Origin of the sequence: Luethyella okanaganae, assembly GCF_042660285.1 — a bacterium.
In the GTDB taxonomy this organism is placed as follows: domain Bacteria; phylum Actinomycetota; class Actinomycetes; order Actinomycetales; family Microbacteriaceae; genus Luethyella; species Luethyella okanaganae.
Map to the genome: position 1 here is coordinate 611,059 of NZ_JBHSTP010000002.1, position 24,021 is coordinate 635,079.

Consider the following 24,021-nt stretch of genomic DNA (forward strand, 5'->3'; position numbering starts at 1 on the left):
CGCGTTCACGGCGTCGCCCCGTTCGACTTGATCAGCAACCTCTGTCGCCGCGCCGCGGGCTCGTCGACCGTGATGATCACCTCGCGCAACCGTGCCAGGCTCTCCGCGGAACAGTGGGTACCGACGAAATTTCGGGCACCACCCGCATACAGATGAGCCGAGAAGAACAGCGGTCGATCGGCCCCTCTCAGATGAACGCTCCCAACCCAATGGCAGGAACGCGCCCGGACGTAGGTTTCCACCTCGGTCACGAGATGACGCTCGATCTTCAGGATGTCGTGTGAGTCGACGTTCATCCCCAAGACGAGCAACCGGCCAATCGACGTGGAGATTGCCAGCGCGATCAGTCCGATCGCAACTGCACCCGCGATGCTCATCCCGGTGTCCAGCAAGCTGGCCACCAGCGCGGCCGGGATCGAGAAGACCAAAGCCGCACGGAAGAACTGGCGGAACACCGCAGCAGGGCGGTCGGATAGAATCGCGGAATCCTGCACGAACTCGTGGAAGTGCGATCGCGTGATCTGCCGCACAATCGTGTCGGGGAGCGACGGAAGCACAAGGCTCGCGCCCACCTCATCGGCACCCTTGAACGTCAGGACCGCGAGACGCGAGCGCCGAAGCAACTGTTCGACGAGTGAGCGGCGCACCGTGATGCCCTCGATGGATTTCAGATCGATGTGCCGTTCCCGCTTTTCGACGAGGCCGTAGCTAAGGACCAGCGTGCGTGCGGCCGTCATACGCGCCGAGAAGCCCTGGTATCGCGAGATCGTGGCCAGCGTCCCGATCAGGATGAACCCGACTATCGAGATGGCAATCAGGAGAGCCGGCGGGAGGGTCCTGAACAGTTCGAATGCCCACGTGCTCACGCCGATGTCTTCCAGGAGGCCCCAGGACGCGAACAAGACGGGAGGCGCAAGAAGCGCAAACCGCCCGTTGACGAGACTCATCAGGGCAAGTTCGCGCCACGTGGCTCGATAGATCTCGCCGATCTGCAGGGTGGCGTTGGAGTCGGTGGCCGCGCCGTTGTGCTTGCGCACGAGCGTTCGTATGTCTGCCGCGGCCACCGGATCGAGTGCACGGAAGACGACCGCGCCCCCGGCGGAGTCTGATTGGGTGAGCTGCAGTCGACGGATTCCGAGAACACGGAAGAAGAGACCGGCCTGTTCATCGACGGCGACGACAGAAGCCCACCCGAGGTGACGTTCCTGCCGGTGAAAGACCCCGGTGCGAACGGCAAGCATTTCGGGGGCGATCCGGTACGTCTCGACGCTCCATCTGACGATGATCCAGGCCACGCGGAGCGGCCCGTAGAGAAACGACGCTAGCGGGAGCAGAACCGAGGCGATCTCACTCCCGTGGCTGGCCCAGAAGGTGAGCGCGATGACCAGGAACGCGAAGGAGGCGAGGAACTGCGCCGCCTCGACGATGAGGAGACGTCCGGACGCTCGTTTCCAGGTTGTCTTCGTCAAGGCGCAACTTCCAGAGTGCGCATCACCCGGGTGCGAACGCCTTCTGCCGCCGTAGGCGTGACAGGCCCGAGCTTGATCGTGCCGCCAACCGTGCGGAAGACGATCGAGGCAAGCCCGCAGCTTCTGAGCAGAGGGCCCCGCACGATGTCGACGCTCAGGATCTGAACGGTGGAGATCGTGGTCCTGGATCTCATGAGGAGCCCGTGCCAGATCTCGACTGTTGAGCGATCGACCGTGTACCGATAGGCCCGGTACTGAAGTCGATTCACGACGGCGATGTCGATGAGCGTGCCCAAGACGCACAGCGGAAGCAGAATCCACAGCGCGACGAACTCGACCCAGTCGATCTTCACGAACAGAGCCGCCGCGATGAGCAGCACAGCGAAAGTTACGGCTGCCGAGAGGGTCCGGAGATTCTCGTACCTCAGGGCCGCGCGCGGGAGCGCCTCGCCGCTCGCCATCGTCGATCGATCGCGCTGTGCATCCATCAAACCATCTTCCGTCATGCCTCCACTGTCTCATCCGCTTGTGCTGCCGCGCCGCCGATGCATGTCGTGACCCCACCGCGCCGGTTCGCGCCGCAGGGTCACGACACGCCTCTCAGGCTCTCAGAGCCCGAGGATGTTGAGGATCCGCTCGATGATCTGCTCGATGGTGAGGGTGCGCAGCCACCTCTCCACCGTCACCCAGTTGCGCTGCACCCAGGCAACAACGGCGTTGACCGCGTTGACGCCGTACTTCCACGCCAGGTCGAGGATCCTCCTAATGACAGCCCACATAGTGTGTTCCTTTGCTGTGAGACGGGCTTGTTCCGGACCATCCGGGTCGTCCGACCACAGCCTCATGGACGCTGGATGCGCCTGCCAGATACCAACGTATCGACCTTCGACACCTTCGTAGCGACGACGTCGAGTCGCCTGACGAAACTCATCAGAGCGAGCCGATGTCGAGCGATTCGAGGTCAATGACGTTCTTCGTGATCGCGTAGATGAGCACCTGCACCCGGTCTCGGACACCCCACTTAGACATGACACGGCCGAGGTTCGCCTTGATCGTCGGCTCAGCAAGGTGAAGCTCGCGCGCGATCTCCGCGTTGGACCGCCCCTGAGCGATGGCTTGGACGATGGACAGCTCGCGCGGTGTCAGAGCTTCGGGCGCCGGCATAGCGCCTCGAGTGACGCCTGGGTCGGCCTGCAACGAGAGAATCAGATCGCGGGTCACGCGCGGAGAGATGACGGAGCGCCCGGCGCGAACCTCCCGGATGGCTTCGAGGATGTCGTCGGGGTCAGTGTCCTTGACGAGATAGCCGGATGCTCCGGCACGCAGCGCAGGCACCACGTGACGCTCTGTCGAGAAGGTCGTTACGGCGAGCACTCGAACGTCCGGGAGAGCGGTCGCGATGCGACGAGTGGCCTCGATGCCGGATACGTGCGGCATTTGCAGATCCATGAGAACGACGTCCGGTAGCAAGCGCTCGGCAGCACTGACCGCCTCTTCGCCGTCCACGGCTTCTCCCACCACGGTCATGTCGCCGCCCGTGTTCACGAAGACCCGCAGCGCGTGGCGAACCAGCGCCTCGTCGTCGGCGATCAGCACTCGTATCGGTTCCACTCCGGCCATTTTACCGAGGTGGAGCTTCGATCCAGTCGATACGAAAGTCCCTGATTCTGGATACTTTTGGACGCAGTGCAGCACCCCCTTGCATCGCGAGTCTTCCTTGCGGAAGTCGTCGCAAGGAGGATGTATGTTCGGGGTTTTCGCACTGTTCGGTCCACGGATCGTCCCTGCTGGGCCGATCATGTTGGAGTTGTGTCGCATGCTGCGCATCTGCAAGTGACCTGAGTCGCTGACCGGCCATCATAGGAGGGTGAAGAACACACAGAACCTCGCGCGAGGCAACCGACTGCCCGTGCTCGGCGGCGTGGGGGCTCCCGGCTTCAACGGGCTCCCACGCCGAGGCCGGGTCGCGCTCCTTGTCTTGCTTGGCGTGATCTTGCTGGTCGACGTCGGCCTGTATCTCAGCGACCCAGAGACCACATGGCGGAGCATGCTGCTCGGCCTCTCCGCGACGTTCGCGACAGCGTTGTTCGCCTGGTGGCCTGCCGCCGCAGCGATGAGCCTGCTGCTCACCGGGCTGGTGCAGACGACAGCAGGCCAAGACGGGAGCCAGTTCCTTTATCTCACGGCGGTCGCCGGCCTGGTCGTCTACACCAGCCCGGCCTGGTTCATCGCAATCTATGTCGTCGTGGCGGCCGGTCTCGCGATCCTGGCAACGGCCACTCCTGGCGTCTTCGTAAGCACCGCTCTCCCTGCCCTCGCACTCGTACTCGCGGTCTCTGCCTCTATCGGCTGGGCATTGCGCACGGCACATGGGCGGGAGCGCCGCTTCGCCCTGGACATCGCGCAACTGGAGTACGCGCGCACAGCCGCGATCGACGCCGAGAGGGAACGGATCGCGGACGAACTGCACGACATCATCGCGCACGACGTGACGCTCGTCTCCATGCACGCCCGCGTCCTCGAACGTGTGGACGATCCCGCCTTGCGCAATCAGTCGATCCAGGCCATCCGCACCAGCGCGGATCAGGCGTTGGCAGACATCCGGCGGGTACTGCGAATCGTGCGCGACGATCACGTAACGGGCGTAACTGCTCCCGATGAACAACAGGCCAGCGCGACCAGCGCGCTGGAAGAAGCCCGCGACTCCCTCGCAAGACTCGGTGCCGAGGTCACCGTTCACGCCAGCTCTGACATCTCCGTGTCGACTGCCATCGAGCAAGCGCTGGTCCACCTGATGAGAGAGGGCGCGACGAACATCGCCAAACACGCGCCCGAACACCCGTCCGTGACGATCGTGCTCGAATCCGTCGATGACGAGATCCACTTGGAGCTGACGAACTCGACCACGGAGACACCGCACACCCCGCACGTCCCCTCGTCCGGCTACGGACTCGATCGGCTCCGCGAGCGCGTATCCCTGCTTGGCGGGCACCTGAGCACCCACACCACGGGCACAACCTGGACACTGACAGCACGCCTGCCCGCCCGCTGATCAACAGTACCCATTCGTATCAGCAGGCAATACAAATGCGACCCCAAAGGAGCAAGACAGATGATGCCGTCGATCTTCCGGCGTGAAAGCGTCCCCGAACTCGAAGCGAAGCTCGAAGAAATCGACGCGGACATCGCAAGACATCCGATCGCATCCGAGAAGGTCAAGAAAGCACACCGGATCGTCGAGAACCGCGGCGACAAGTCAGATGCCGACCTCACCCATGCACTCGCCGCCTCTGGTCTGCCGGCACTCGAAGAACTCGGCAGGATCCAGCTCGAGCACACGGGAAGCTGGTGGCGACTGCACCGTGCTCGGAACAAGATCATCACAAAGATCCAGAAGCTCAAGCGCTGACATCGAGAACCGCGAAGCGGCCCCGCGACATGACATGGAACGTTGCTCTGCTGTTCGTCGCTTAAAATCTCTCCGTCTCCGCCAAAATCCCTGGTTAGAGCGAAATATGCCGACGCCTGCCGCAGAATCTCGATCTCCGCAGCCTGGATCCGGTTCTCGCGCCGCAACCGAACCAGCCCGGCCCGCTCATCAGACGTGACGCCCTCCCGGACGCCTTCATCAACATTGGCGACCTTCATCCACCTCCGGAGGCGGGACTCGCTGATCCCGAGATCCGACGCGAGCTGCGCGATCGGCTTCTCCTTCGAACGCGCGAGCGCGACGGCCCTACGACGGAACTCCCGAGGGTGAGCTGCAGGCATGATGACTCCTATCAGAACGACTCTCGCCGCTCAGATCAGGTGTCCACAAGACCGGGTTCATCGCACCTTTATCAACACGCCCTGGTTTGCGTAGCTGTGCCGAGTCTGCGTCCCACCTGCCGGAGATCCGTACCGCTGTTCGGCAGGATCCGGTGAGCGCCCGCCGCGGTGGCTCATCTGGAGGTCATGCTGTGCTGGTGCGCGCTTTCGGGAGTAGCCAGCCGCGGTCGGTCGCGATGCTCACGCGTACGCAATCCATCGGTCGTAGGATCTCGTCGACGGCGGGGTCGGAGACGGAGGCGACGATGCTTCCGGACTCGGTTTCGATCTCGTACTCGACACTGTCGCCGTGGAAGATCGTGTTGAGCACGCGTCCGATGTCTCCGTGCACCTCGTCGGTGTCGGTCCTCGCCGACAGTCGCACCGACTCGGGACGGATCATTAGGAGCACGTCGCTGTCGAGTGTGACATCGGAGTGGCAGGCGGTGTCGAGCTCCTGACCGATCGCCGCGACACGGGCGCGGCCATCTGCGGGTGCGCTCAGGATGGTCGCGTCGAGGAAGGTCGCGCGACCGATGAAGTCGGCGACGAACACCGAGGCCGGCCGGCGGTAGACGACGTCGGGCACATCGACCTGTTCGATGCGGCCGCGGTTCATTACGACAATCCGGTCGGAGAGCGTCATGGCTTCGTCTTGGTCGTGGGTCACGAAGATGCTCGTGATCCCCAGACGCCGTTGGAGGCGGCGGATTTCGTTGCGCATCAGGACACGAAGCTTCGCATCGAGATTCGACAGCGGTTCGTCGAACAGCAGAACCTTGGGCCGCATGACCAGTGCGCGGGCGAGCGCGACCCGCTGCTGCTGGCCACCCGACAGCTGATGCGGTGCGCGATCGGCGTAGTTCATCAGGTTCATGATCGTGAGGACGGTGTCGACTTCCTCTCGGAGTCGAGCGGAGGGAATGCATTTCAGCTTCAGGCCGTACGCCACGTTCTCGCGCACGGTGAGGTGCGGAAACAGGGCGTACGACTGGAAGACCATCGACATCGGACGGTGGTTCGGCGCCACGCGGATCATGTCGGCGCCGTCGAGCTCGAGCGAACCCGAGGTGGGTTCTTCGAAGCCGGCGATCATGCGGAGCGTCGATGTCTTTCCGCATCCGGACGGTCCCAGAAGCGTGATGAGTTCGCCGCGCTCGATCTCGAGACTGACGGCGTCGACCGCCGGTGGCTCGTCGGTCTTTGCGCCGTAGCGTTTGGTGAGGTCGGTCAAGACGATCCGACCGGATGCTGTCTGATCGAGCCCGACGGCTTCGGCAAGGGCGTCGGTGTCGTCAACGACTGTGTGTGCGACCACGGAAGATCACCTTTCGGACGAGGAAGTTGATGAGGAGGATCAGGGCGAGCACGATCACGATCAGCACCGTGCAGTAGGCGAAGGCGTTGCCGAATCGGCCGGAGTCGACTTCTGCGAGGATCTGCGAGGTCATGATCTTGATGCCCGGTGTCGTGAGGAACACGATCGGTGAGAGCGTGGTCATCGAGCGGGCGAAGGCGAAGGTCAGCCCCGCGAGCAGGGCAGACTGGATCAGCGGCAGCGTCACCTTGCGGAACGTGGTCCCGGAACCTGCGCCGAGTGACGTGGACGCCTCTTCGATCGCTGGATCGATCTGGCTCAGCGCAGAGACTCCCGCGCGCTGACCGGACGGCAGAGAACGAACGATGTAGACCATCACGATCGCGACTCCACCGGCGAACGCCGCGCTGCCGCCGGCGAGGGCCGGAAGAATCTGCACACCGAACACCGATGTCGGTGTCAGATAGCAGAGCGCGTATCCGATGCCGAGGACGGTGCCGGGCACGGCTAGTCCGAGCATCCCGACGAAGTCGAGTAGACCCGCTGTGCGCTTCAGCTTCCGCACCACGAGCCACGCGATGAGCATGCCCAGCACGCCCGCAATCGGGGCCGCGATGAGCGCGAGCGTGGCTGTGTCGGTCATGGCCTTGGACCCGAGCCCCGTGAGCACGAAACGGAAGTGGTCGAGCGTGAACTCGTTGTTCACTCCGGGCACCTTGAGGAAGCCGCCGACGAGCACGGTCAGGTAGATCGTCACGATCAGCGCGCTGATCGCGCACACCACCGCGAGAACGGGAAGCCGCACGCTCGCCGAGGTGATCAACTCGGTGTGCCCGGTCGGCTTTCCGGTGACGGTGACCACGCTCCGCTTAGACGTCCAGTACCTCTGGACGAGGAACACCAGGAGGGCGGGTACCAGGATCGTCAGCGCGTAGGCCGCTCCTGCGCCGGTGTCGTAGTCGCCCGTGACGGCCAGGTAGGCGCGGGTCGAGAGTACGGTGTAGTCGCCCCCGAGGACGAGGGGGTTGGCGAGATCGGCGATCCCCTCGACGAACAGGAGCAAGAACGAGCCGGCGAACCCGGGGGCGAGCATCGGGATCGTCACCGAGAAGAAGACCCGCAGTTTGCTCGCGCCAAGACCTGCCGCGGCCTCATCGAGGCTCGGGTCGAGACTCTCCAACATGCCGCGGAAGTTCATGTACGCCACGGGGAAGAAGGAGAGCGACAGCACCAGGACCAGCCCAGGCAGACCATAGATGTCGCCCTTGATTCCGAACAGTCCGCTGCTGATTGCCCCGTTGCGCCCGAAGAGCGTGATGACGGCGGTCGCCACAGCGAACGGCGGAGCGACGATCGGCACCATGGCGAGAATGTGCAGGAGGCGCTTGCCTCGGAACGAGAGGCGCACCTGCGCGTACGCGAACAGGAATCCGATTGCGGTGCCGACCACCCCGACAATGAGACCGAGCACGACCGTGTTGCCTACGATGCGCTGGTTCACCGGGTCGGTGGCGAGCCGGCCCAAAACGGCGAGTCCTTTGTCGCCGAACGCGGCGGAGACGAGGGTGCCCACCGGATAGCAGATAAGCAGAGCCAGGATCGCAGCGACCGCGCTAGCGAGTATGACCACCGTGCGGTCGACACGCCCTCGGACAGGGCGGCGGGAGAGGGGAGGCGCCGCGGTGGGCGGGGTCTGCCCACTCACCGCGGCTTTGAGTGTGATCGTCATAGCAGTGTCGGGCGTCTACTCCTTCGGAGCAGGAGCCACCTCCGTGTCGAAACGCTGGGTCAGTGTGTTCCGGGCCTTGCCGGCGGCGGCGATATCGGCAGGGATGAGCGTGAGCTTGTCGAAATCGACCATGTCATCGGTGATTGTGGCATCGGGATTGGTTGGGACGCTGTAGCTTCCCACCTCGGCGGCGAGATCCTGCGCCTCGGCAGTCAACGACCAGTCGATGAACGCCTTCGCTCCTTCGGGGTTCTTCGCATTCTTGATCAGCGACACCGCGCCCACCTCGTGTCCCACGCCTTCCTTGGGGAACGTGGTGGTGAGGTTGGTGAAGCCCTCGTTGATGAGCTTCTGGCAGTCCTGAGCGAAGATGATGCCGGTCGCGACCTCGCCCCGCCCGGCCATCTGGCCCGGCGCACTGCCGCTCTTGGAGTACTGCAGGATGTTCGAGTGCAGCTCGTGGAAGTAATCGAGCGCGGCATCCTGGTCACCGTCGTTCAGAACGACCTGCGTCCACAGCGCGGCGTACGCGGTTCCCGAGGTTCCGGGGTGCGCCATCGCGACGTTGCTCTTGAACTTCGGGTCGAGCAGATCGGACCACGACTCCGGCGCCTCCGCGCCGATCTCCGAAAGGATGTCGGTGTTCGAGCAGAAGCTCAGGGCGCCGATGTAGACGCCGGTCCACAGGCCGTCCGCGTCCTTGTACTCGTCAGGAATAACATCGGCGTTGGGCGATGAGTACGGCTCGATATAGCCCTGGCTTTCCGCGGCGAGATGGCCTTCGGCCCCGCCACCAAACCAGGCGTCGAACTCGGGAGTGTCGCCGGTGGCGCTGAGCCGAGCGACAGCCTCGCCACCGCTCAGGCGGACGTAGTTGGCGGGGTATCCGCTCGCTGCGGTGAACTCGGCGGCGATCACCTGGCACCAATCTTCTTGCGGGCTGCAGATGAAGGTGACAGGGTCCTTCGCGTCGCTCGTTGTTTCACCCGCGCCAGCGGAACAGCCGGTGAAGATCAATACGCTGGCCGCGGCAGCCGCGATTATGACGATTCTCTTGCCCATCCTGGAGACTCCTTTGTGTCGGGACGGATTCACTCTAGGCGGGGGCAATGCCCGGTGCCGTGACGGTGTGGTGACGATCGGTGACGGATTCGTCACCGATGACCGTTGCTGCCAGGTTCAGGTGGTGCGGAGCAAGTATCCGGTGCCGCGCACGCTTTCGATCACGGCGGAGCTGCCTGGCATTGGTGCGTCGAGTTTGTGGCGCAGCCGGTAGATGGCGGCCTTGATCATTTCGCGCGCTCCGAGCCGATCCGACTCGCCCCAGCCGAGTAGCAGCAGCTGACCGAAGTTCAGCACGACATCCGGTCGCGACATTAACGCGTATAGCAGCTTGAATTCGTTGATTGTTAGGGCGATGCTGTGCCCCGCGATCGAGGCGCCGTGGTTGATCGCGTCGAGGGTTAATGTTCCGGCCACCGTTTGGGCGGTGAGTACGGTTGGCGTGCGGCGTACGAGGCGTTGCGCGCGTAGCGCCAGCTCGCGCGGGTGGTAGGGCTTCGCAATGTAGTCGTCAGCGTCGGCCTCGAGGCCGGCGATGCGGTCGGCGGCTTCACCCTTGGCCGTGACCAGAATCACGGGGATGCTCCAGAGCGCTTTGATGCGCCGGCATAGCGCGATTCCCGAGGCCCCGGGGAGCATGATGTCGAGGAGCACGAGGTCTGGGCGTACCTTCGCGAGAGCGGGCCACGCCGCCTCCGCGGAAAGGAACGCGTCGGTACGAAATCCCTGTGTCTCAAGTGCAAATGTCGCGATGTCGAGCATCGCCGGCTCGTCGTCGATCACATAGGCCAGCGGAGGTTCGATCATCGCACGTTCCCTCTTGCCTTGAGTCGTCGGGAGCGACGATCATCCTTTCGGGCATGGTCGTTCGGGAGGGGCGGTGGGTTCGGCTGTGTTGTGCGCAGCGGAAGAGTGAACATCATCGTCGTCCCGTTTCCCGTGATTGTGTCGACGTAAATGCGTCCGCCGTGCACTCCTACGAACTGTTGAGAGAGAAACAGGCCTATGCCAGTGCCGTTGCCCAGTGGGCGTCCGCTTGTGAAGCGGTGGAAGAGCTGTTCGCGCTGCGACTCGGTCATTCCGGAGCCGGCATCGCTTACCGAGATCATCACCTCGTCCTCCCCGGGCGCGATCCGCACCTCGACGAGTCCGCTCGCTGCGACGCTGCTCGCCGCGTTATTGATCAGGTTGATCAAAACCTGACGGATAAGCTGCCCGTCAACTGAGACGCTCACGGGTGCCCCCGGAGCCACGAGCATGATCGTAGCGTCGGAGATTTGCGAAAGTTCCTCGACGACGTTGCGGAATAACACGCGCAGGTCGACATCAGTGCGATCGATTGTGAAGAGTCCGGCCTCAAGACGTGCCCTGATCAGCATCTGTTCGGCGAAGGTGTAAACCCGAACCGCGTTGTCGGAAATGCGTTTGATGAACTTCGCCTGGGTGGGTGTGAGGGGCCCGGCACTTTCCTCGGCGAGCAGTTCCGCGGCTCCCTGGATGATCGCGAGCGGCGTGCGAATTTCGTGACTCAGCAACGCTGCCTGGTCGGCTCGGCGCTCGTCAAGCTCGACAAGACGACGGTGATCCAGCCGGCGCGCGCGGAGGACGAGCCCGCAGGCGCTCCACGCGAGCGTGAGAGATAACGAAGCGCATCCGAAGCCCCAGTTCGGGCGACCCAGAAGCAGAAATATCGCGGCGGTGGTCGCCCCTGCCGCGGAACCGGCGAGGAGGGCAGCCTCTGCGGCGCCATTATTCGCGAAATCAAGTATGCGCGCAGGGGGCTTTCGTCTTCGCCGACCTCGCCTGGTCACAGTAATACCTCCATCGGAAGAAGCTCGACGGCTCAAGTCCCGATTGGCGCGTCTTCGGAGCGATCGCCGGAGCGGTGCTCTGCCCGCGGGTAGCTCGACCAATCTCATCACGACTCCCGCAGGACTTCCACCCACTCATCGGAAACGTCATCGCCATGGCGATCGTCACGTCAATCATCGTGCCGATCGCGACTCTGCCGCCACATTGACCGTCAACGACATCCACACGCCCAACCCGGCGGCATCCGAGCCCTCATCCGAGATCACCACGCGCATCAGCATCCACCCGCCAACAGTGCCGTCGCGTCGTGTGCCCTGGGTGTCTCTGGGCGAGCGTTGGCGGTGAGCCCCGGGCAGAACGAGGGTGGGCCAGCGGGCACGGGTTGCGGGAGGCTTATCGGTGGGTGCGTTGCCGAACAGCAGGTAGAAGTCATCAACGGTGACGCCGGGGTGGATGTGTGGTCTCCTCCGGTTGCTCCAAGGATGGTCGTCAGCTCGCCCGCGACGTCGTCGATGGGGCGAGCGATGTCGGTGACGTAGAAGGCTTCGATCTCTCCGATTACAGCGCCCGAGGCCGTGGCGTCCGGTGTGACCGAGATTGCCAGGACACTCCCTTGTCCGCGGCGTATTCTCAGGCCCGTCGAACCTGATCGAGGGTAGGTGCGTAGCCTTCGGCCGGTTCCTAGATGTTCCGACACCATGGGCACCTGTTAGAATTATGGCGTACAAACCATTCTTTCTCGTATCGTTGTGGAGGTGATCGGCGTGACAAACGCATCGACGCTGGTTCGCGCCGCCCGTAGGAGTCGCCAACTTACCCAGGAACAACTCGCTGATCGTGCTCAGATCGACCAGGGAAGCGTCTCCCGCTCTGAACGAGGCCGCGACGCGGGTTTCAACACCATCGACCGGTTGCTGGCTGGCGCGGGCCACCGGCTCTACTCGGCCCCCACCCGCCGAGACGATGCCGCGACGGCGGCTGCGGAGATCCGTGAGCGGCTTCGGGGGAGGGATAAGGATCGCGCTTTGCGCGCGCTGCTGCAGCTCAATGACAACCTCCTCGCCGAGCATGGCCTTGTTCGCGGAATCCTTGGGCTCGCTGAGCCCGAGTCGACCAAGGACCCGGTGTGGGATGCTGCGATCGCAGCGCTTGTGGCGTGGCGGTTGAGCGAAGAGGGAGTCCCGCTGCCGGCCTGGGTCGACCGGCAGGGGCGCTTCCTCGCCGAGCCACGCACGCTCGAGGTGGATCCCGCCGACCCGGTGCCACCGCCTTCTGAGGTGCCCGCCGAGTTCGCCAAGCGGGGCGTTCTCGCCTGGCGTGACACCTTCGCGAGCGTCTGAGAATGCCCACCGCTTTGGACCGCGACGACATCATCACCGGCCTGCGCGAGCTCATCGCCGAGCTTCGCGCGGCCGAGCGGAGTTCGCGACGCTTGCCGCCGCGACCGCAGCGCTGACCTATCTCTCGCAGGGAGGGATTCTTGCACTCGGTTCCTTCGAGACGACGGCATCGGTGATGGTCTACTTCTTTGCGGCAGCGACGATACGCGCTTTGCCGCGGGGGTTCGTCCTGCCCCCAGGTGGCGGCTCTCGTCCTTGCTGCGTGGGTGATCACGTCTCTCGCCTGGGAGGATCTTGCGCTTCCGATCTCGTGGCTCGCTCTCCCATACTGCGTTATAGCCGTGGGGACTGCGAGCACGCCGGTGGTGCGCGCTGCGGCACGGTGGGGAGATCTCTCCTATGGCACCTACCTTTGGGGTTATGTCCTTCAGCAAATCGTGATCGACGCCGCCGGGCGGCTACCAATGTGGAGCAACTTGGTCATTGTTGTCGGTGTGTCCTTGAGTATCGCGGCCGCATCGTGGTGGTTTGTCGAGAGCCGCGCGCTGAGATTGCGCGATCGGACTCCATTCAGACCTTGGATCGCTTCGAAGTGACGATCAACCGGGAACGCGCCGTGAGAGGAACCAGATGACGGACACACCGAGCGCAATCCACAAGGTCGGTATGTTGCGGGCGGGGTCCCACTCCCCTAAAACGAATGCCCAACCAAAAGGCACGACAGCCGAGTAGCCGAATCCCGCGGTTGAACAGACCAGAAGGTATAGGACGGTCGGCACGAACGCGAAGTATCGCCGCGTAAAGCCTAGAGCGGCAAGGCCCATGCAAACGTAGAAAACGAGGTTTCTCCCAGCGGCGATTGTGATCGGCTCAAGGGCGTTGAGCATCCAGATCGAGACGATCAGCGGAGGAAACACTATGGCGCTCAGATCTAAGAATGCCACGTTCCACCGTCGAAGAGTCACCCTCTCGATGTCGTACTGTGATCTCTCGGATAGCACGCACCAGACAAGAATCGGTAGGACCGGTAAAGCGTAAGCGATAGCGAAGTGGTTCAGACCGCCGGTCACAAGGTTGGGAATGAAGAGCTCGGTCGTTCCGACGAGCGCCACCGTGATTGCTATGGAGAAACACGCGAGGGCATACCAGAGAACACCCCTTGATTTGGACCAGAGCCTCAACTTGGCTCGGAACTGCGGCTTCGTTCAAGAATCTGCCGATACGCCGCCTCGGCTCGGCCCGCTGGAGCGACGGACTCCGGAACGCCCTCATAGAACTTCGCCGTCGAGCCCGAGAAGATAACTCGGCCACCTTCAATTACCAGTACGTGTGCGTACACGTCCTCGAGATCCTCAGTTTGATGTGTCGAAACCACCAAGGAAGTCTTGGCCGACACGGCCAGCAGTGTGTCACGCACGGACGAACGCTGCTCGGGATCGAGGCCCGCGTACGGCTCGTCCAGGATGAGGAAAGAAGGGTCGTGGACTAGAGCCTGAGCAACGCCGAGCCGCCTTCGCTGGCCACCAGATAGCTTCGATGCCGATTGGGCCGCATGGTCACTCAGGCTCACACTTTCGAGCGCTTCTGCGGCGCTGGTCCATGCGGCGGAGTACTTGAGGCCCTTGAGCCATCCGGCGTATGCCACTTGCTGCCGTGCTGTGAAGCCCGACAGTGGTTTCACATCCTGCGGTAGCCACCCAGTAGTCCGCCGCGATCGTCGTGGGTCTTTGCCGCGGGCGTGCCCGCCGACACTGATCGACCCCAATTTTGGCTTTAGGTGCCCGACGATCAATCCGAGCAAAGTGGACTTCCCGGCGCCATTGGGACCAAGGACGACAGCAGGAAAAGATTCGAGGTCAATGCTTAACCGCTCGAATACCGGATGCTTGAGTGAGTAGCCAAACGTAACGTCTCGTATCTGAATCGCCATGCTGGCCCCTAACAGTTCTCTTGTTGCTCGTACCAAGCTGTCACAACAGCTTCAGCGTCGCTCATCGACCGAACGTTCAAGGCGTCGATCACCTCGTCTGCCGTGAGCGGCGTCTCTCCCGAGTTGCTGCCTTCTTCGCCCAAGCCGATGGAGACTGACGGAAGTACTCCAGTCTCATCTCCACCCATTACCCGAGCCAGCGCATAAGAGACGACAAGCTCAGGAGGCGCGTCCGAAGAAACTTCAGGGGTCCGGCACGTCAGTGTGCGGAAAACCGCGGTGGCGTACACGGACAAGATCTGATCGCGATCCATTTCGACAGAAAAGTCAGCCACGGTTGTAGCAGAGGAATCGACGGCCTCTGAACTGGTGGCGCTCACTCGCTCTGGTAGGGAGACCCCATGATCTTGAGCGCTACGGTACCCGTCCGTCAGCGTGGCAATGATCGGCCCTCCGCCGGCGGCGATCGTTTCGGGGAAGAGACATACAGTGGGCTCCTGTTCCTGTGTGCACCGCAAGTCCGCGGCAGGGCGCAGCTCGCCCCCCGTCGGACCGGTGCCGACCACAATCGCGTTGGCAGCGATCACGGCCAGAGCGATAAGAGGAACGGCGGGAATCGCCCAGTAGAGGAGGCGGCGGCGTATGGACAAGATGACGAGTATTGCAATTGCGGCAGCGATTACGAGTGGCGCGAGAACGGCCCTTAGATCCGGCTCGAAGTTCACCAGATCGCAGCAGGCAAAGACGGCGTAACCTGCGATATTGCGCCAGGAAAGGTTTACGGCGTCGATCAACGGATAGGTAACCCACTGGAGAAGGCCGAATATGGCCACTGGAATGGCGATCGGCACAGGTAGCAGGTTTCCGAGCAACCACCCCGCGCCCACCGCGACCGTGGTCATCGCGCCGAACGTAAGTACCAGCAGCAAATTTGGCCAACCTGGTGTAGGAATGCCATTCACAACTAGGTCGCAAAGAAATGTTAAAATAACACCAATTCCAACAGCCACGTATAAGGGCCAGAGGTGCGCCCAAAGTATTCTCAACGATGTTCTCGACCCGTGGCGCCAGTCCTCTCGCAGTGATCTCGCTCGGCGAGACGTCCAGGCGGCGGCCGCTGCTGCGAGGGGAAGCCCGTACTGGAGCCCATCACTCGCGCGAGCAAGATATGCGTTCCAGTAGGGCGGAGGGGTGACGGGCCACAAAATGGACCACCACGCGAAGATCATTGCGACAACGACAATCGGGGCGAACCAGAATGCCGGCGAAGCGCGCGGCGGAACGATCGGCCTAAAGATGATGACCCCCTCGTCTATTCATTGGCTTTAAACTCACAAGCCGGGCAGTCCGGCCTGCCCGGCTATGAGTTCGACCGTACCTAGTAGTTAATGTACACAGGGTCGGCCGAGAACGGCCCGGTCTGCCACGGGCCGCCTTGCACGTAGCCGTTGAGCTGATAGCGGTACTGCACACTGGATGGGCGAGTGCCCCAGTTCAGCGTCGTGCCGCAGGCTTGCTGGATGTTTCCCTCAGAAATGGGGGCGAGCAAGCCGTTGTATCGCTGCAACTGCATCTGCACATCGGTCACGGCTGGCGAGCCAGCAACTCCGCCCGCGCACCCGTAGAGCTGGATCGTTTGCGACACTCCGGTACTCGTGCGGTAACTGCCCACGGTCCCGGACCACCATTGATCCATGTAGGTCGTGACTTGCGTCGCGTTGGCGCTGATAGCACCACCAGCAAGCACGAACAGGGCGATGAGCGCCGCGGTCAGGCCAGTCTTCTTCTTGATCCCGAACATTATCTTGCTTTCCGGATCGACCCCGGCGTGACCGTCGTGGTCGCGATTAATCGATTCACTCGAGCACAGCTAACGCCGATGTTAAGCATTTGTCGGTAGTTTTTTGACGACACGCCGAAGAAGAATCGTTTGTTTACCTTCTTATATGGTAATGGCTCGGTCTAGAGTGTCCCGCCGGGGCGTGCCGGGACCGGGATCTAGTGGCATAACGTTCACATCGCGCCCGACTCCCCTGGATGGACGTTGCGATGCTCATGTCATGCCACCTTCACTGGCTGTGGAGCACGGAACATGGCGGAGTCACTGAACTCGAGATGAATTCAGCAGGCCGGCTCCGAGGGTCAGGAGTCCGGCCGCGAGGGTTCCGGCCCCGACGAAGACGAGGCCAGCTCGTTGGGACGGCGAAGGCTCTCGATCGTCTGCTGCTCGCCTAGACGGACTCGCATGGTGAGTCAGATCACAGCGGTCGAAGGGGGAGTAGAGATCGACACGCGATTCGGGCTCGCGCGACTTAGCAGGCTCCGCCCCGACTGCTACGAGGGCGACGACGGAACACTCATTCAGGTAAACGACGCAAAGGGCGAGATCGCAGTGAGCAACGATCCCACTCGACGCCCGCACCAGTGGTGGAGAATCTCGCAATCGTTTCCCCAGACCTGGCTAGCAGAGGGAGAGTACTGGTGCGAGGAGCTGCGAGAGCTCATCAGCATCGCACCCACGTCCGATGGACTGACGCTGGCGCATCTCAGGGGGCCGGCGATCGTCTTCACGCAAAGAGGCCCGAATCTGTTCACCGGCTACAACGCGAACAGCAACGAATCTCCCCGAATCACCTCGCGTTCTCAGAATCCAACACTCGTATCACCTATTCAACGTTCGGCGCGAACGGACTGGAATTTCTTCGGAGAGCAACTCCAGATCGGTCGTGACTGCCTCGACCACCCGCCGTGTCGATGATCGGAGTCGATGCCACCTGGCCGGGCGGTCGGCACTGGGGCACGCCGACACGAGAAGATAGACACGTGATGAGCAGATCCAATGCGCCGACCTTGCGACGGACGGTTCTGCTTGTCGCTGCTCTCAATCTCGGGTATTTCGGTGTGGAGTTCACCGTCGCGACCTTCATCGGGTCGGTCTCACTTTTTGCCGACAGCGTCGACTTCCTCGAGGACTCCAGTATCAATCTATTGATCTTCTTCGCCGCCGCTTGGTCTCTTCGCCGGCAGGCGTGGGTCGGCAGCATTCTGGCCTTCGTCATCCTCGTCCCGGCATTGGCAACCATCTGGATCGCGATCCTCAAGATCCTCGACCCTGTCGCCCCTGAACCGCTTCCGCTCACCGCCGCCGCGGTCGGGGCGCTAGTCGTCAACGTGCTCTGCGCGTTCCTCCTCGTTCGTCATCGCAGTACTCACGGCAGCATGGCCAAGGCCGCATGGCTTTCCGCACGTAACGACGCCTTCGCCAACCTCGCCATCATCGCCGTGGGCATAGTCACGATCTGGATTCAGAGCGGATGGTTCGACATCGTCATCGGCTTGGCGATCGGGCTCCTCAACGCTGATGCAGCGCGCGCGGTGTGGCGTACCGCCCGGTCCGAGCACCTCACCGCACGATCCGCGACCCCTTAGGCAGGCCGGTGGTCGACTGCCAACGGGCGGGTGGGCCGTGGTGTCTCTTTCGTGGTCATGCTGCGGTGAGGCGTTGGGCGAGGTCGCCGACGCGCTGGGCGAGGTTCTCGAACGCGGCGTCGAACGCCTGATCGGTGGCGATACGGACGGGATCGGGGATCGACCAGTGCAGGCCGCCGAGGTTGCCGAGCTCCTCGTGGGCCTTGTCGCAGACGGTGACCACGAAATCGTCACTGATGAGCACGTCGGACAGCAGCCGGGGTTTGGCGATTCGCAGGGGCATGTCGTGGCGGTGGGCGGCGGCGATCGCGCCGGGTTCGATCCGGTCGGCCGGGTGGGTGCCGGCTGAGGCGACGGGAATCGGGCTGTGGCGTCTCCAGAGTGCGGCGGCGAGCTGGGAGCGGGCGGAGTTGGCGGTGCAGACGAACACCACCCGGCGGGCGCTGCCGATCGCGCCCGGTGTGAGCCCGTCGAAGGCGGCCGGAAGGAGGCGGACGTAGCTGCGACGCCGATCGGCCTCCGACCGGGACCGGGCGACTATCCCCTCGCCCTCGAGCACGTTCAAGTGATGCGCCAACAGATTCGACGGCATTCCGAGGCTCTGCTGCAACTCGGTCGGCGTCAGGTCGCCGAGGCTGAGCAGATCCACTACCCGCAACCGGGCAGGGTCCGCCAGCGCGGCGTGCCGCGCGGCCCGCCGCTCCAACTGACGAGTTCCATCAACTTTCATTGCCTCAATCTTGACTGAGCAATCTCTTTGAGTCAAGATGACACCGACATGAACATGACAATCGCTACTGCCGCCCGCCCGCACCTCTGGCGTCGCCTGGCCGCCGAGTTTCTCGGCACCGGGCTGTTGGTGGCGATCGTGATCGGCTCCGGTATCGCCGCATCCTGCCTTTCCCCGTACGACATTGGGCTGCAGCTGCTGGAGAACAGCGTCGCCACCGCCCTCGGGCTGACCGTGCTGATCCTGGTGCTCGCACCCGTCTCGGGGGCGCACTTCAACCCGGTCGTGACCCTGGCGGACTGGTGGCTCGGCCGCCGCACCGGACACCTCCCCCTGGTCGACGTGGCCGGCTACGTCGTGGCGCAGATCCTCGGCGGCCTCGGCGGTGCGGCCCTGGCGAACACGATGTTCGAGACCGCGACCTCGTTCTCGACGACCGAGCGGGTCGCCGGTGGGCACCTGGTCGGCGAGGTCGTCGCCACCGCCGGGCTGGTGCTGGTGATCTTCGCCCTGGCCCGCACCCGCCGCGGCCACATTGTCGCACCCGCGGTCGGAGCCTACATCGGGGCCGCATACTGGTTCACAAGCTCCACCTCGTTCGCTAACCCCGCCGTCACGATCGGCCGGATCTTCTCCGACACCTTTGCCGGCATCGCCCCAGCCTCCGTGCTGCCGTTCATCGGAATGCAACTGGCCGGCGGCCTGGTCGGCATCCTTCTCGTCGTCCTGTTCTTTCCCACCACCCGTCCTCCAGCCGCACCGCGGCTGGCCTGAGACACCACCAAAGGGCACGCACCCTCATGCGTCTCTTTGCGATCGCGAAGGCGACGCCGGCATCTCCGCCGCCCTCCGCGCCCGCGAACTCAACCCTGCAACCGACGTCACCGTCGTGGTTGCCGACGCCTACCCGAATTTTTCCTTAGCTAAGGATTACCTAAAGGTAACCATGGCAACCGGCGAATCGCTTTTCACCTGGCAGAGTGCCTGATATAAGCGGATCGGCAGCTGCCGACCAGGGCCGTTGATCGCTCCGACAGTCGAGCATCGTCTGCATGCGATACGACAGACAGGAGAAGAAGACAGACAGGAGAAGAATATGAAAGCCAACCCCGCGCTGAACAGATCAACGTCGATGATCTTTGCCGTGGCGCTGCTGATCGTCGGCGTATCCGTGATCGGGCTGCAGGCGGGCACGGCCGCGTTGGCGGATGCTCCACGCTTGAGGTGCTCAGCGATGGGACCGGGCTTCTCACTGTTCCCATCGTGAACGAGTCATTCGGAGTGCTCTCCATCGCGAGCGCATCCACCGACAGCGCCGTCTCCGTTACGGACAAGAGCTTCGTGCCATGGTCGACGACGTGGGGCGGGACGAAGCAGCGCATCTCCTCCGTGACCTTTGATGTGACCGACTTCAGCGGGGGCACAAGCGTTGCTACGTTCAGCCCCAGCTCGGAATACGCCAACTTCCTGCTCTACGCGGGCGACAAGGGCCGGGACCGCATCTCGTTGTCGACTACGACAGCGCCACCTGACTCCGACGCGACTCCATCCGAATGAACTGACACGCCCTCCGCGCTCCACTCAGGTGAGCAGAAACGCCTCCGTGCGGATGTCGTGCTCGATGAAATAGATCCCTTGAGCACCTGACCGCTCCGGCGTGTGGGCCGGACAAGCCGGATCCCGCACGCGCAGGAGCGGTCAGAATCGACAGCGCCCACAGCACGAGCCAACAGAGAACCCGGTAATGCCCAGAACCCGACGCACGCTTTCTTCCTCGCTCACCGCCGCCGCGCTCATCACCGGGCTGACGATCGGGATGCCCACCGGCGCATACGCTGCGAACGCAGGCCCGGCGCTCCTTGCGCCAAGCGTCACGACTCAGCCGGCGTCGGCAACTGCGGTTGAAGCAGAGGATGCGGGTTTCACGATCGCCTTCATCGGTGGTCCGGAGCCAACAGTCCAGTGGGAGCGATCGGACGACGAAGGCGCGACATGGGAGGCCATCCAAGGCGCGAACAACGACACCGCAACGACGGACACCCTCGCGTTGACCGGGGTGACCACCGACGACTCGGGCGCTCAGTTCCGCGCGTCGGTCGTCAACGACGGGGGAGCCGTTACGAGTGAGGCAGCGACACTGACTGTTACGCCTGTGACCGCCGAGGTGCCGGACGGCTCTAATACTGATGCGCCGGATGCGTCAGCTACCGCCCCAGCATCCATGGACGTGGACGCGTCGGCTCCTACGGGAGTCGGGAATTCCCCCCAAGAAGTGGAGACATCGGACTCGGATGGCGCCGCGCTCACGGACGGCGCTCGGGGTGTCTCCGCCACCGCGCCCGACGTCGTCAACGGAAAGCGCATCACCTCCCCAAGCGCGCTGGCGTCGTCGGCGACGCCGGCTCCAGGCACTTACACGATCACCGCTAACCCCTATGTCCCCCCAGGTGTCTCAGCCACGGTCTCTGCAGAAGTGGGCGCATTGCTGGGCGTCTCGCTGATCGCCTCGCTGATCGTCTCGCTGATCGTCTCGCTGATCGCCTCGCTCCAGAGGGCTAGGCTTGACGCCTCGCGGTCGACGACCGGCGATGAATACGAGCTCGCCACAGCGGCGTTCGTGCCTTCGTTCGTGACGATACAGGTCTTCGAAGTATGGAGCATCAACCAGATCCCCGGTTTCCAGACAGTCGATCTTGCCGGGCAGGCGCTCGCCTCGGTGTCGCCTCCCACCGACCACGCAAACCCGCTGGCGTACCTTCTCTCAGACGGAACCCGCGAACAACTGCGGGTCACCACGGTCGAGCAGGGCGAAGTTGCTTTCGAGACCCGAAAACTAGGCACGATCGTCGTCATCGACGGCGATTCCGGAACGGCATGGCAGCACACGAAGACGTTCGCCAGCGATGTCGGGACCACGATGAGCTACTGGACTACCGGCAAGCTCGAAGCGTCGAGCCTCAGAATGGGCTACGACACCCTCGACGCCCTCGGTCTGTTCTCCTCGTTCCTCGGTGAGGAGTCATCGACCCAGCGGGAGGCGGAGACGATCGCGGCCTTGAGGGACGACGGCGATTACACGGATCCGGAAGTCCACCTGTACACCTTCGGGCTCGACATGAGCCTCGAGAACCTGCCGCACGCGACCACCGCGAAACGCCGCTCGTTTATGCTCCCTCTCGGGAACGGGAAGAACAGCTTGTCCGGCACGGTGCCGGTGGGGAGCTCGGATGATTCCGTGTACCTCGTGAGCGGGACGGTGGGCGAAGGGATCACGGTCGCGGTGAAGCTCGACGAGGCGAACAACGGCACTACGGCCGCCTTCGACTTGGTCAACAGAGACGAGAACACCCTGGCCACAGGGTCCATGCCCCAGCGCGCGTTGTGGAACGCGGCGACGGGCAAGAGCAACGACATCGACACCGAGCAGACCGAAGACACCGAGATCGCCTACGTCGTGGTGGTTCACGAGGCCCCGACGTTGATCGAGAAGCCAAACGCCGCAGAGGGTCTCGTGTATGACGGCACCACACAGATCGGCCTGACCGAGCGCGAAGGTCACGTTCTGAGCATCGCCCCCTCCGCGACCGACGCGGGGGACTATGTCGCACAGTCCACACTGAAGGACGGCCACGTGTGATCAGACGGAACGACAGCTTGACAGGCGCCGTCTCGCTGTCATCGATCATGAGGCGATCTCCCGTGTTCGCAGGCATCCCCTCAGACGCGCACGATACGCTCCTGGAGGCCGTGCGCGCGTTCGTCCAGAACTATCGTCGAGGCGACATCCTGCTTCGGGTCGGGGACACCTCCAACTTCTTTCCGATCGTGCTCTCGGGCACCATCCAGGCGGCGGCTCCCCGCGGCGTGCACAATCAGATCGTCGCACGCTTCGGCTGTGGGGAGTCCTTCGCCGAGGCCATTGTGGTCGCAGGGAGTCGATCACCGGTCGATGTCAGCGCGTTGACCGACAGCACCATCCTCCAGCTCCCCGCGCAGCGGATCGCGTCAAGCAAGCACCCCTGGGCAGCACAGCTGAACGCGAATCTGATGCATGAGATGTCGAAGAAGCTCGTCCACTTGAGTTTCAGGCTGAACCTCCTGAGCGAGCCGCGGATGCGCACCCGTATCCTCCTGCACCTGGGCATATTGCCACCCCAACAGGACGGCGCGATCCACCTGCCCTTCAACCGTCAGGAGTGGGCCGATTATCTCTGCGTGAACTCGAAGGCCTTGTTGCGAGAGCTTCGGCGCATGCAGGATGATCGGCTGCTCGCCATCGAGAAGCGCCGTATACGATTGCTGAACATAGACTAGGCTCCCGTGGCCCGTGGCCCGTGGCCCGTGGCCCGTGGCCCGTGGCCCGTGGCCCGTGGCCCGTGGCCCGTGGCCCGTGGCCCGTGGCCCGTGGCCCGTGGGTCTCCCGTGATCGTGGGGGGCGTGGCTCGGCCGTGTACACCGCGGGCGTCGCCCAGAACTCGAATCCCAAGAGATGCCTGCAACTCACGGTAACGTTCACCATAATCACCTCACCGATACCGTGGTTCGATACCTATTCCGGTGGTTACTGCCGGTGAGAACCGAGGAGTCTATGACTGCGTTAACAAGGGTTCGCTATCTCTTCTCTCCTTGGTGGAGAATCGCATGGCTGATCGGCGGAATCCTGTGGTTGATCGGCCTCAACGCGGTCTTCATCGGCACTGGAGCCCACAATGAGTGGCTCGGTATCGCCTCTGTAGTACCGGTCTTGGCGTTGCTCGTTGACGTTGTCGTTCGTGATCGTCGATGGCACAGGGATCATCGCCAGGGCAAGTAGAGAAGTCACAAGAAACGCCCCGGGTCTTGGAGGCTCCGAACCCGGGGCGCTTCGCCCACAACGCAGAGTTCGCTGCCCGTCTTCTCCTTACCGACACACCACCGTCCCGGCACGCCTCCACTGCCTCCACTGCCTCCACCGCAACCGACCCCGTGGACCTCGTCGGCCGCGGGAATCAAGCAGGACCTGTCCCACGCGCTTGAGGTACACGGCCAACGATCCGCAAACACCGCTCATGGGGCAAGCGAGGGGGCACCGAGTACGTCTTCGCACGTATCGGGATGTAGGCGAGCGCGGACGCTACCCCCGAAGATCATTGATTTCATGCGGATCGCCATCCGCGAACGCCGAGTGGACGAAGAACATACGGATCAGCGTTGAGCAGGTCGACCCCTGGCCCTCATGACAACCCCAGCCTGGATGAGTTGGCGTCGGATGCTCTCGCGGGGGAGTGACAGTTCCTTCGCCGCGGCCGCGATAGACAAGCCCGACCTATATAGGTTGGCTGCCTTCTCGACGTCTCGTTCAGTCAGTGGTTCACGCCCGACCCGGCCACCAGCCCCGCGGACGGCTCGGCTA

At 63.2% G+C, this 24,021-nt stretch carries 23 protein-coding genes and 1 pseudogene; 9 read left to right on the forward strand and 15 right to left on the reverse strand.

What is annotated here, in order from left to right; genetic code table 11:
• Window positions 1–5: 5 nt before the first annotated feature.
• From ACFQB0_RS10505 to ACFQB0_RS10520, 4 genes are all read right to left on the reverse strand, one after another.
• Window positions 6–1,469, reverse strand: a complete 1,464-nt coding sequence (locus tag ACFQB0_RS10505) for a PH domain-containing protein (protein ID WP_386731091.1) — start codon at window positions 1,467–1,469, stop codon at window positions 6–8.
• Entirely contained in the window at window positions 1,466–1,975 is a 510-nt protein-coding gene (locus ACFQB0_RS10510) for a PH domain-containing protein (RefSeq protein ID WP_386731093.1), read from the reverse strand. The genes ACFQB0_RS10505 and ACFQB0_RS10510 overlap by 4 nt, the downstream gene beginning before the upstream one ends.
• A gap of 102 nt (window positions 1,976–2,077) precedes the next feature.
• Window positions 2,078–2,248: a hypothetical protein gene (locus ACFQB0_RS10515; protein ID WP_386731095.1), complete on the reverse strand. Its 171-nt coding sequence runs from the start codon at window positions 2,246–2,248 to the stop codon at window positions 2,078–2,080.
• Between the two features lie 151 nt (window positions 2,249–2,399).
• Window positions 2,400–3,080 carry a response regulator gene (locus ACFQB0_RS10520; RefSeq protein ID WP_386731098.1) on the reverse strand — a complete coding sequence of 227 codons (681 nt, stop codon included), beginning with the start codon at window positions 3,078–3,080 and terminating at the stop codon, window positions 2,400–2,402.
• A gap of 256 nt (window positions 3,081–3,336) precedes the next feature.
• On the opposite strand from ACFQB0_RS10520, the gene ACFQB0_RS10525 reads away from it, so the two are divergent.
• Window positions 3,337–4,521: a sensor histidine kinase gene (locus ACFQB0_RS10525; protein WP_386731100.1), complete on the forward strand. Its 1,185-nt coding sequence runs from the start codon at window positions 3,337–3,339 to the stop codon at window positions 4,519–4,521.
• A 60-nt stretch (window positions 4,522–4,581) separates the two neighbouring features.
• Window positions 4,582–4,878 carry a hypothetical protein gene (locus tag ACFQB0_RS10530; protein WP_386731567.1) on the forward strand — a complete coding sequence of 99 codons (297 nt, stop codon included), beginning with the start codon at window positions 4,582–4,584 and terminating at the stop codon, window positions 4,876–4,878.
• A gap of 209 nt (window positions 4,879–5,087) precedes the next feature.
• Here ACFQB0_RS10530 and ACFQB0_RS10535 read toward each other — a convergent pair.
• The 6 genes and pseudogenes from ACFQB0_RS10535 to ACFQB0_RS10560 all read right to left on the reverse strand — a co-directional run.
• Window positions 5,088–5,240: pseudogene (locus tag ACFQB0_RS10535) on the reverse strand (transposase); the annotation flags it as partial.
• A gap of 184 nt (window positions 5,241–5,424) precedes the next feature.
• Window positions 5,425–6,597 carry an ABC transporter ATP-binding protein gene (locus tag ACFQB0_RS10540; RefSeq protein WP_386731102.1) on the reverse strand — a complete coding sequence of 391 codons (1,173 nt, stop codon included), beginning with the start codon at window positions 6,595–6,597 and terminating at the stop codon, window positions 5,425–5,427.
• Complete coding sequence (locus tag ACFQB0_RS10545; RefSeq protein WP_386731105.1) at window positions 6,575–8,326, reverse strand: ABC transporter permease; 1,752 nt, start codon at window positions 8,324–8,326, stop codon at window positions 6,575–6,577. Before ACFQB0_RS10545 ends, ACFQB0_RS10540 begins: the two co-directional genes overlap by 23 nt.
• Window positions 8,327–8,341: 15 nt before the next feature.
• Entirely contained in the window at window positions 8,342–9,388 is a 1,047-nt protein-coding gene (locus ACFQB0_RS10550; protein ID WP_386731107.1) for an ABC transporter substrate-binding protein, read from the reverse strand.
• A gap of 117 nt (window positions 9,389–9,505) precedes the next feature.
• Window positions 9,506–10,171, reverse strand: a complete 666-nt coding sequence (locus ACFQB0_RS10555) for a response regulator transcription factor (protein WP_386731109.1) — start codon at window positions 10,169–10,171, stop codon at window positions 9,506–9,508.
• A 20-nt stretch (window positions 10,172–10,191) separates the two neighbouring features.
• Window positions 10,192–11,307, reverse strand: a complete 1,116-nt coding sequence (locus ACFQB0_RS10560) for a sensor histidine kinase (protein ID WP_386731112.1) — start codon at window positions 11,305–11,307, stop codon at window positions 10,192–10,194.
• A gap of 657 nt (window positions 11,308–11,964) precedes the next feature.
• On the opposite strand from ACFQB0_RS10560, the gene ACFQB0_RS10565 reads away from it, so the two are divergent.
• A complete protein-coding gene (locus ACFQB0_RS10565) occupies window positions 11,965–12,540 on the forward strand; it encodes a helix-turn-helix domain-containing protein (protein WP_386731115.1) in 576 nt (191 codons plus the stop codon).
• Between the two features lie 599 nt (window positions 12,541–13,139).
• On the opposite strand, the gene ACFQB0_RS10570 is transcribed toward ACFQB0_RS10565, so the two are convergent.
• The 4 genes from ACFQB0_RS10570 to ACFQB0_RS10585 all read right to left on the reverse strand — a co-directional run bounded on the left by ACFQB0_RS10570 (window position 13,140) and on the right by ACFQB0_RS10585 (window position 16,271).
• Complete coding sequence (locus ACFQB0_RS10570) at window positions 13,140–13,721, reverse strand: hypothetical protein (RefSeq protein WP_386731118.1); 582 nt, start codon at window positions 13,719–13,721, stop codon at window positions 13,140–13,142.
• Window positions 13,718–14,470 carry an ATP-binding cassette domain-containing protein gene (locus ACFQB0_RS10575; protein WP_386731121.1) on the reverse strand — a complete coding sequence of 251 codons (753 nt, stop codon included), beginning with the start codon at window positions 14,468–14,470 and terminating at the stop codon, window positions 13,718–13,720. Before ACFQB0_RS10575 ends, ACFQB0_RS10570 begins: the two co-directional genes overlap by 4 nt.
• Window positions 14,471–14,478: 8 nt before the next feature.
• Window positions 14,479–15,372, reverse strand: a complete 894-nt coding sequence (locus ACFQB0_RS10580; protein WP_386731124.1) for a hypothetical protein — start codon at window positions 15,370–15,372, stop codon at window positions 14,479–14,481.
• A gap of 476 nt (window positions 15,373–15,848) precedes the next feature.
• Window positions 15,849–16,271 (reverse strand): hypothetical protein, encoded by a 423-nt coding sequence (locus tag ACFQB0_RS10585; RefSeq protein WP_386731127.1) that lies wholly within the window; start codon window positions 16,269–16,271, stop codon window positions 15,849–15,851.
• Between the two features lie 1,025 nt (window positions 16,272–17,296).
• Here ACFQB0_RS10585 and ACFQB0_RS10590 point away from each other — a divergent pair.
• Complete coding sequence (locus ACFQB0_RS10590) at window positions 17,297–17,899, forward strand: cation transporter (protein ID WP_386731129.1); 603 nt, start codon at window positions 17,297–17,299, stop codon at window positions 17,897–17,899.
• A 55-nt stretch (window positions 17,900–17,954) separates the two neighbouring features.
• Here ACFQB0_RS10590 and ACFQB0_RS10595 read toward each other — a convergent pair whose 3' ends face one another.
• A complete protein-coding gene (locus ACFQB0_RS10595) occupies window positions 17,955–18,629 on the reverse strand; it encodes an arsenate reductase/protein-tyrosine-phosphatase family protein (RefSeq protein WP_386731132.1) in 675 nt (224 codons plus the stop codon).
• Between the two features lie 54 nt (window positions 18,630–18,683).
• On the opposite strand from ACFQB0_RS10595, the gene ACFQB0_RS10600 reads away from it, so the two are divergent.
• The 5 genes from ACFQB0_RS10600 (at window position 18,684) to ACFQB0_RS10620 (ending at window position 22,943) form a co-directional block, all read left to right on the forward strand.
• Window positions 18,684–19,403 carry an aquaporin gene (locus ACFQB0_RS10600; RefSeq protein ID WP_386731134.1) on the forward strand — a complete coding sequence of 240 codons (720 nt, stop codon included), beginning with the start codon at window positions 18,684–18,686 and terminating at the stop codon, window positions 19,401–19,403.
• A 322-nt stretch (window positions 19,404–19,725) separates the two neighbouring features.
• Window positions 19,726–19,896, forward strand: a complete 171-nt coding sequence (locus ACFQB0_RS10605; protein ID WP_386731137.1) for a hypothetical protein — start codon at window positions 19,726–19,728, stop codon at window positions 19,894–19,896.
• Window positions 19,893–20,186: a hypothetical protein gene (locus ACFQB0_RS10610; RefSeq protein WP_386731138.1), complete on the forward strand. Its 294-nt coding sequence runs from the start codon at window positions 19,893–19,895 to the stop codon at window positions 20,184–20,186. The genes ACFQB0_RS10605 and ACFQB0_RS10610 overlap by 4 nt, the downstream gene beginning before the upstream one ends.
• A 187-nt stretch (window positions 20,187–20,373) precedes the next feature.
• Entirely contained in the window at window positions 20,374–22,266 is a 1,893-nt protein-coding gene (locus tag ACFQB0_RS10615; RefSeq protein ID WP_386731141.1) for a hypothetical protein, read from the forward strand.
• Window positions 22,267–22,328: 62 nt separating this feature from the next.
• Entirely contained in the window at window positions 22,329–22,943 is a 615-nt protein-coding gene (locus tag ACFQB0_RS10620; protein WP_386731144.1) for a Crp/Fnr family transcriptional regulator, read from the forward strand.
• The last annotated feature ends 1,078 nt before the right edge of the window (window positions 22,944–24,021 follow it).

What these genes read in the sequence shown, in the direction of transcription:
- ACFQB0_RS10590 (WP_386731129.1), top strand. Translation starts at nt 17,297, where the DNA reads ATGAGCAGATCCAATGCGCCGACCTTGCGACGGACGGTTCTGCTTGTC.
- ACFQB0_RS10585 (WP_386731127.1), bottom strand. Translation starts at nt 16,271, where the DNA reads ATGTTCGGGATCAAGAAGAAGACTGGCCTGACCGCGGCGCTCATCGCC.
- ACFQB0_RS10510 (WP_386731093.1), bottom strand. Translation starts at nt 1,975, where the DNA reads ATGACGGAAGATGGTTTGATGGATGCACAGCGCGATCGATCGACGATG.
- ACFQB0_RS10605 (WP_386731137.1), top strand. Translation starts at nt 19,726, where the DNA reads ATGAAAGCCAACCCCGCGCTGAACAGATCAACGTCGATGATCTTTGCC.
- ACFQB0_RS10615 (WP_386731141.1), top strand. Translation starts at nt 20,374, where the DNA reads ATGCCCAGAACCCGACGCACGCTTTCTTCCTCGCTCACCGCCGCCGCG.
- ACFQB0_RS10560 (WP_386731112.1), bottom strand. Translation starts at nt 11,307, where the DNA reads ATGAGATTGGTCGAGCTACCCGCGGGCAGAGCACCGCTCCGGCGATCG.
- ACFQB0_RS10580 (WP_386731124.1), bottom strand. Translation starts at nt 15,372, where the DNA reads ATGACCACGGTCGCGGTGGGCGCGGGGTGGTTGCTCGGAAACCTGCTA.
- ACFQB0_RS10575 (WP_386731121.1), bottom strand. Translation starts at nt 14,470, where the DNA reads ATGGCGATTCAGATACGAGACGTTACGTTTGGCTACTCACTCAAGCAT.
- ACFQB0_RS10595 (WP_386731132.1), bottom strand. Translation starts at nt 18,629, where the DNA reads ATGAAAGTTGATGGAACTCGTCAGTTGGAGCGGCGGGCCGCGCGGCAC.
- ACFQB0_RS10550 (WP_386731107.1), bottom strand. Translation starts at nt 9,388, where the DNA reads ATGGGCAAGAGAATCGTCATAATCGCGGCTGCCGCGGCCAGCGTATTG.
- ACFQB0_RS10545 (WP_386731105.1), bottom strand. Translation starts at nt 8,326, where the DNA reads ATGACGATCACACTCAAAGCCGCGGTGAGTGGGCAGACCCCGCCCACC.
- ACFQB0_RS10515 (WP_386731095.1), bottom strand. Translation starts at nt 2,248, where the DNA reads ATGTGGGCTGTCATTAGGAGGATCCTCGACCTGGCGTGGAAGTACGGC.
- ACFQB0_RS10530 (WP_386731567.1), top strand. Translation starts at nt 4,582, where the DNA reads ATGATGCCGTCGATCTTCCGGCGTGAAAGCGTCCCCGAACTCGAAGCG.
- ACFQB0_RS10600 (WP_386731134.1), top strand. Translation starts at nt 18,684, where the DNA reads ATGACAATCGCTACTGCCGCCCGCCCGCACCTCTGGCGTCGCCTGGCC.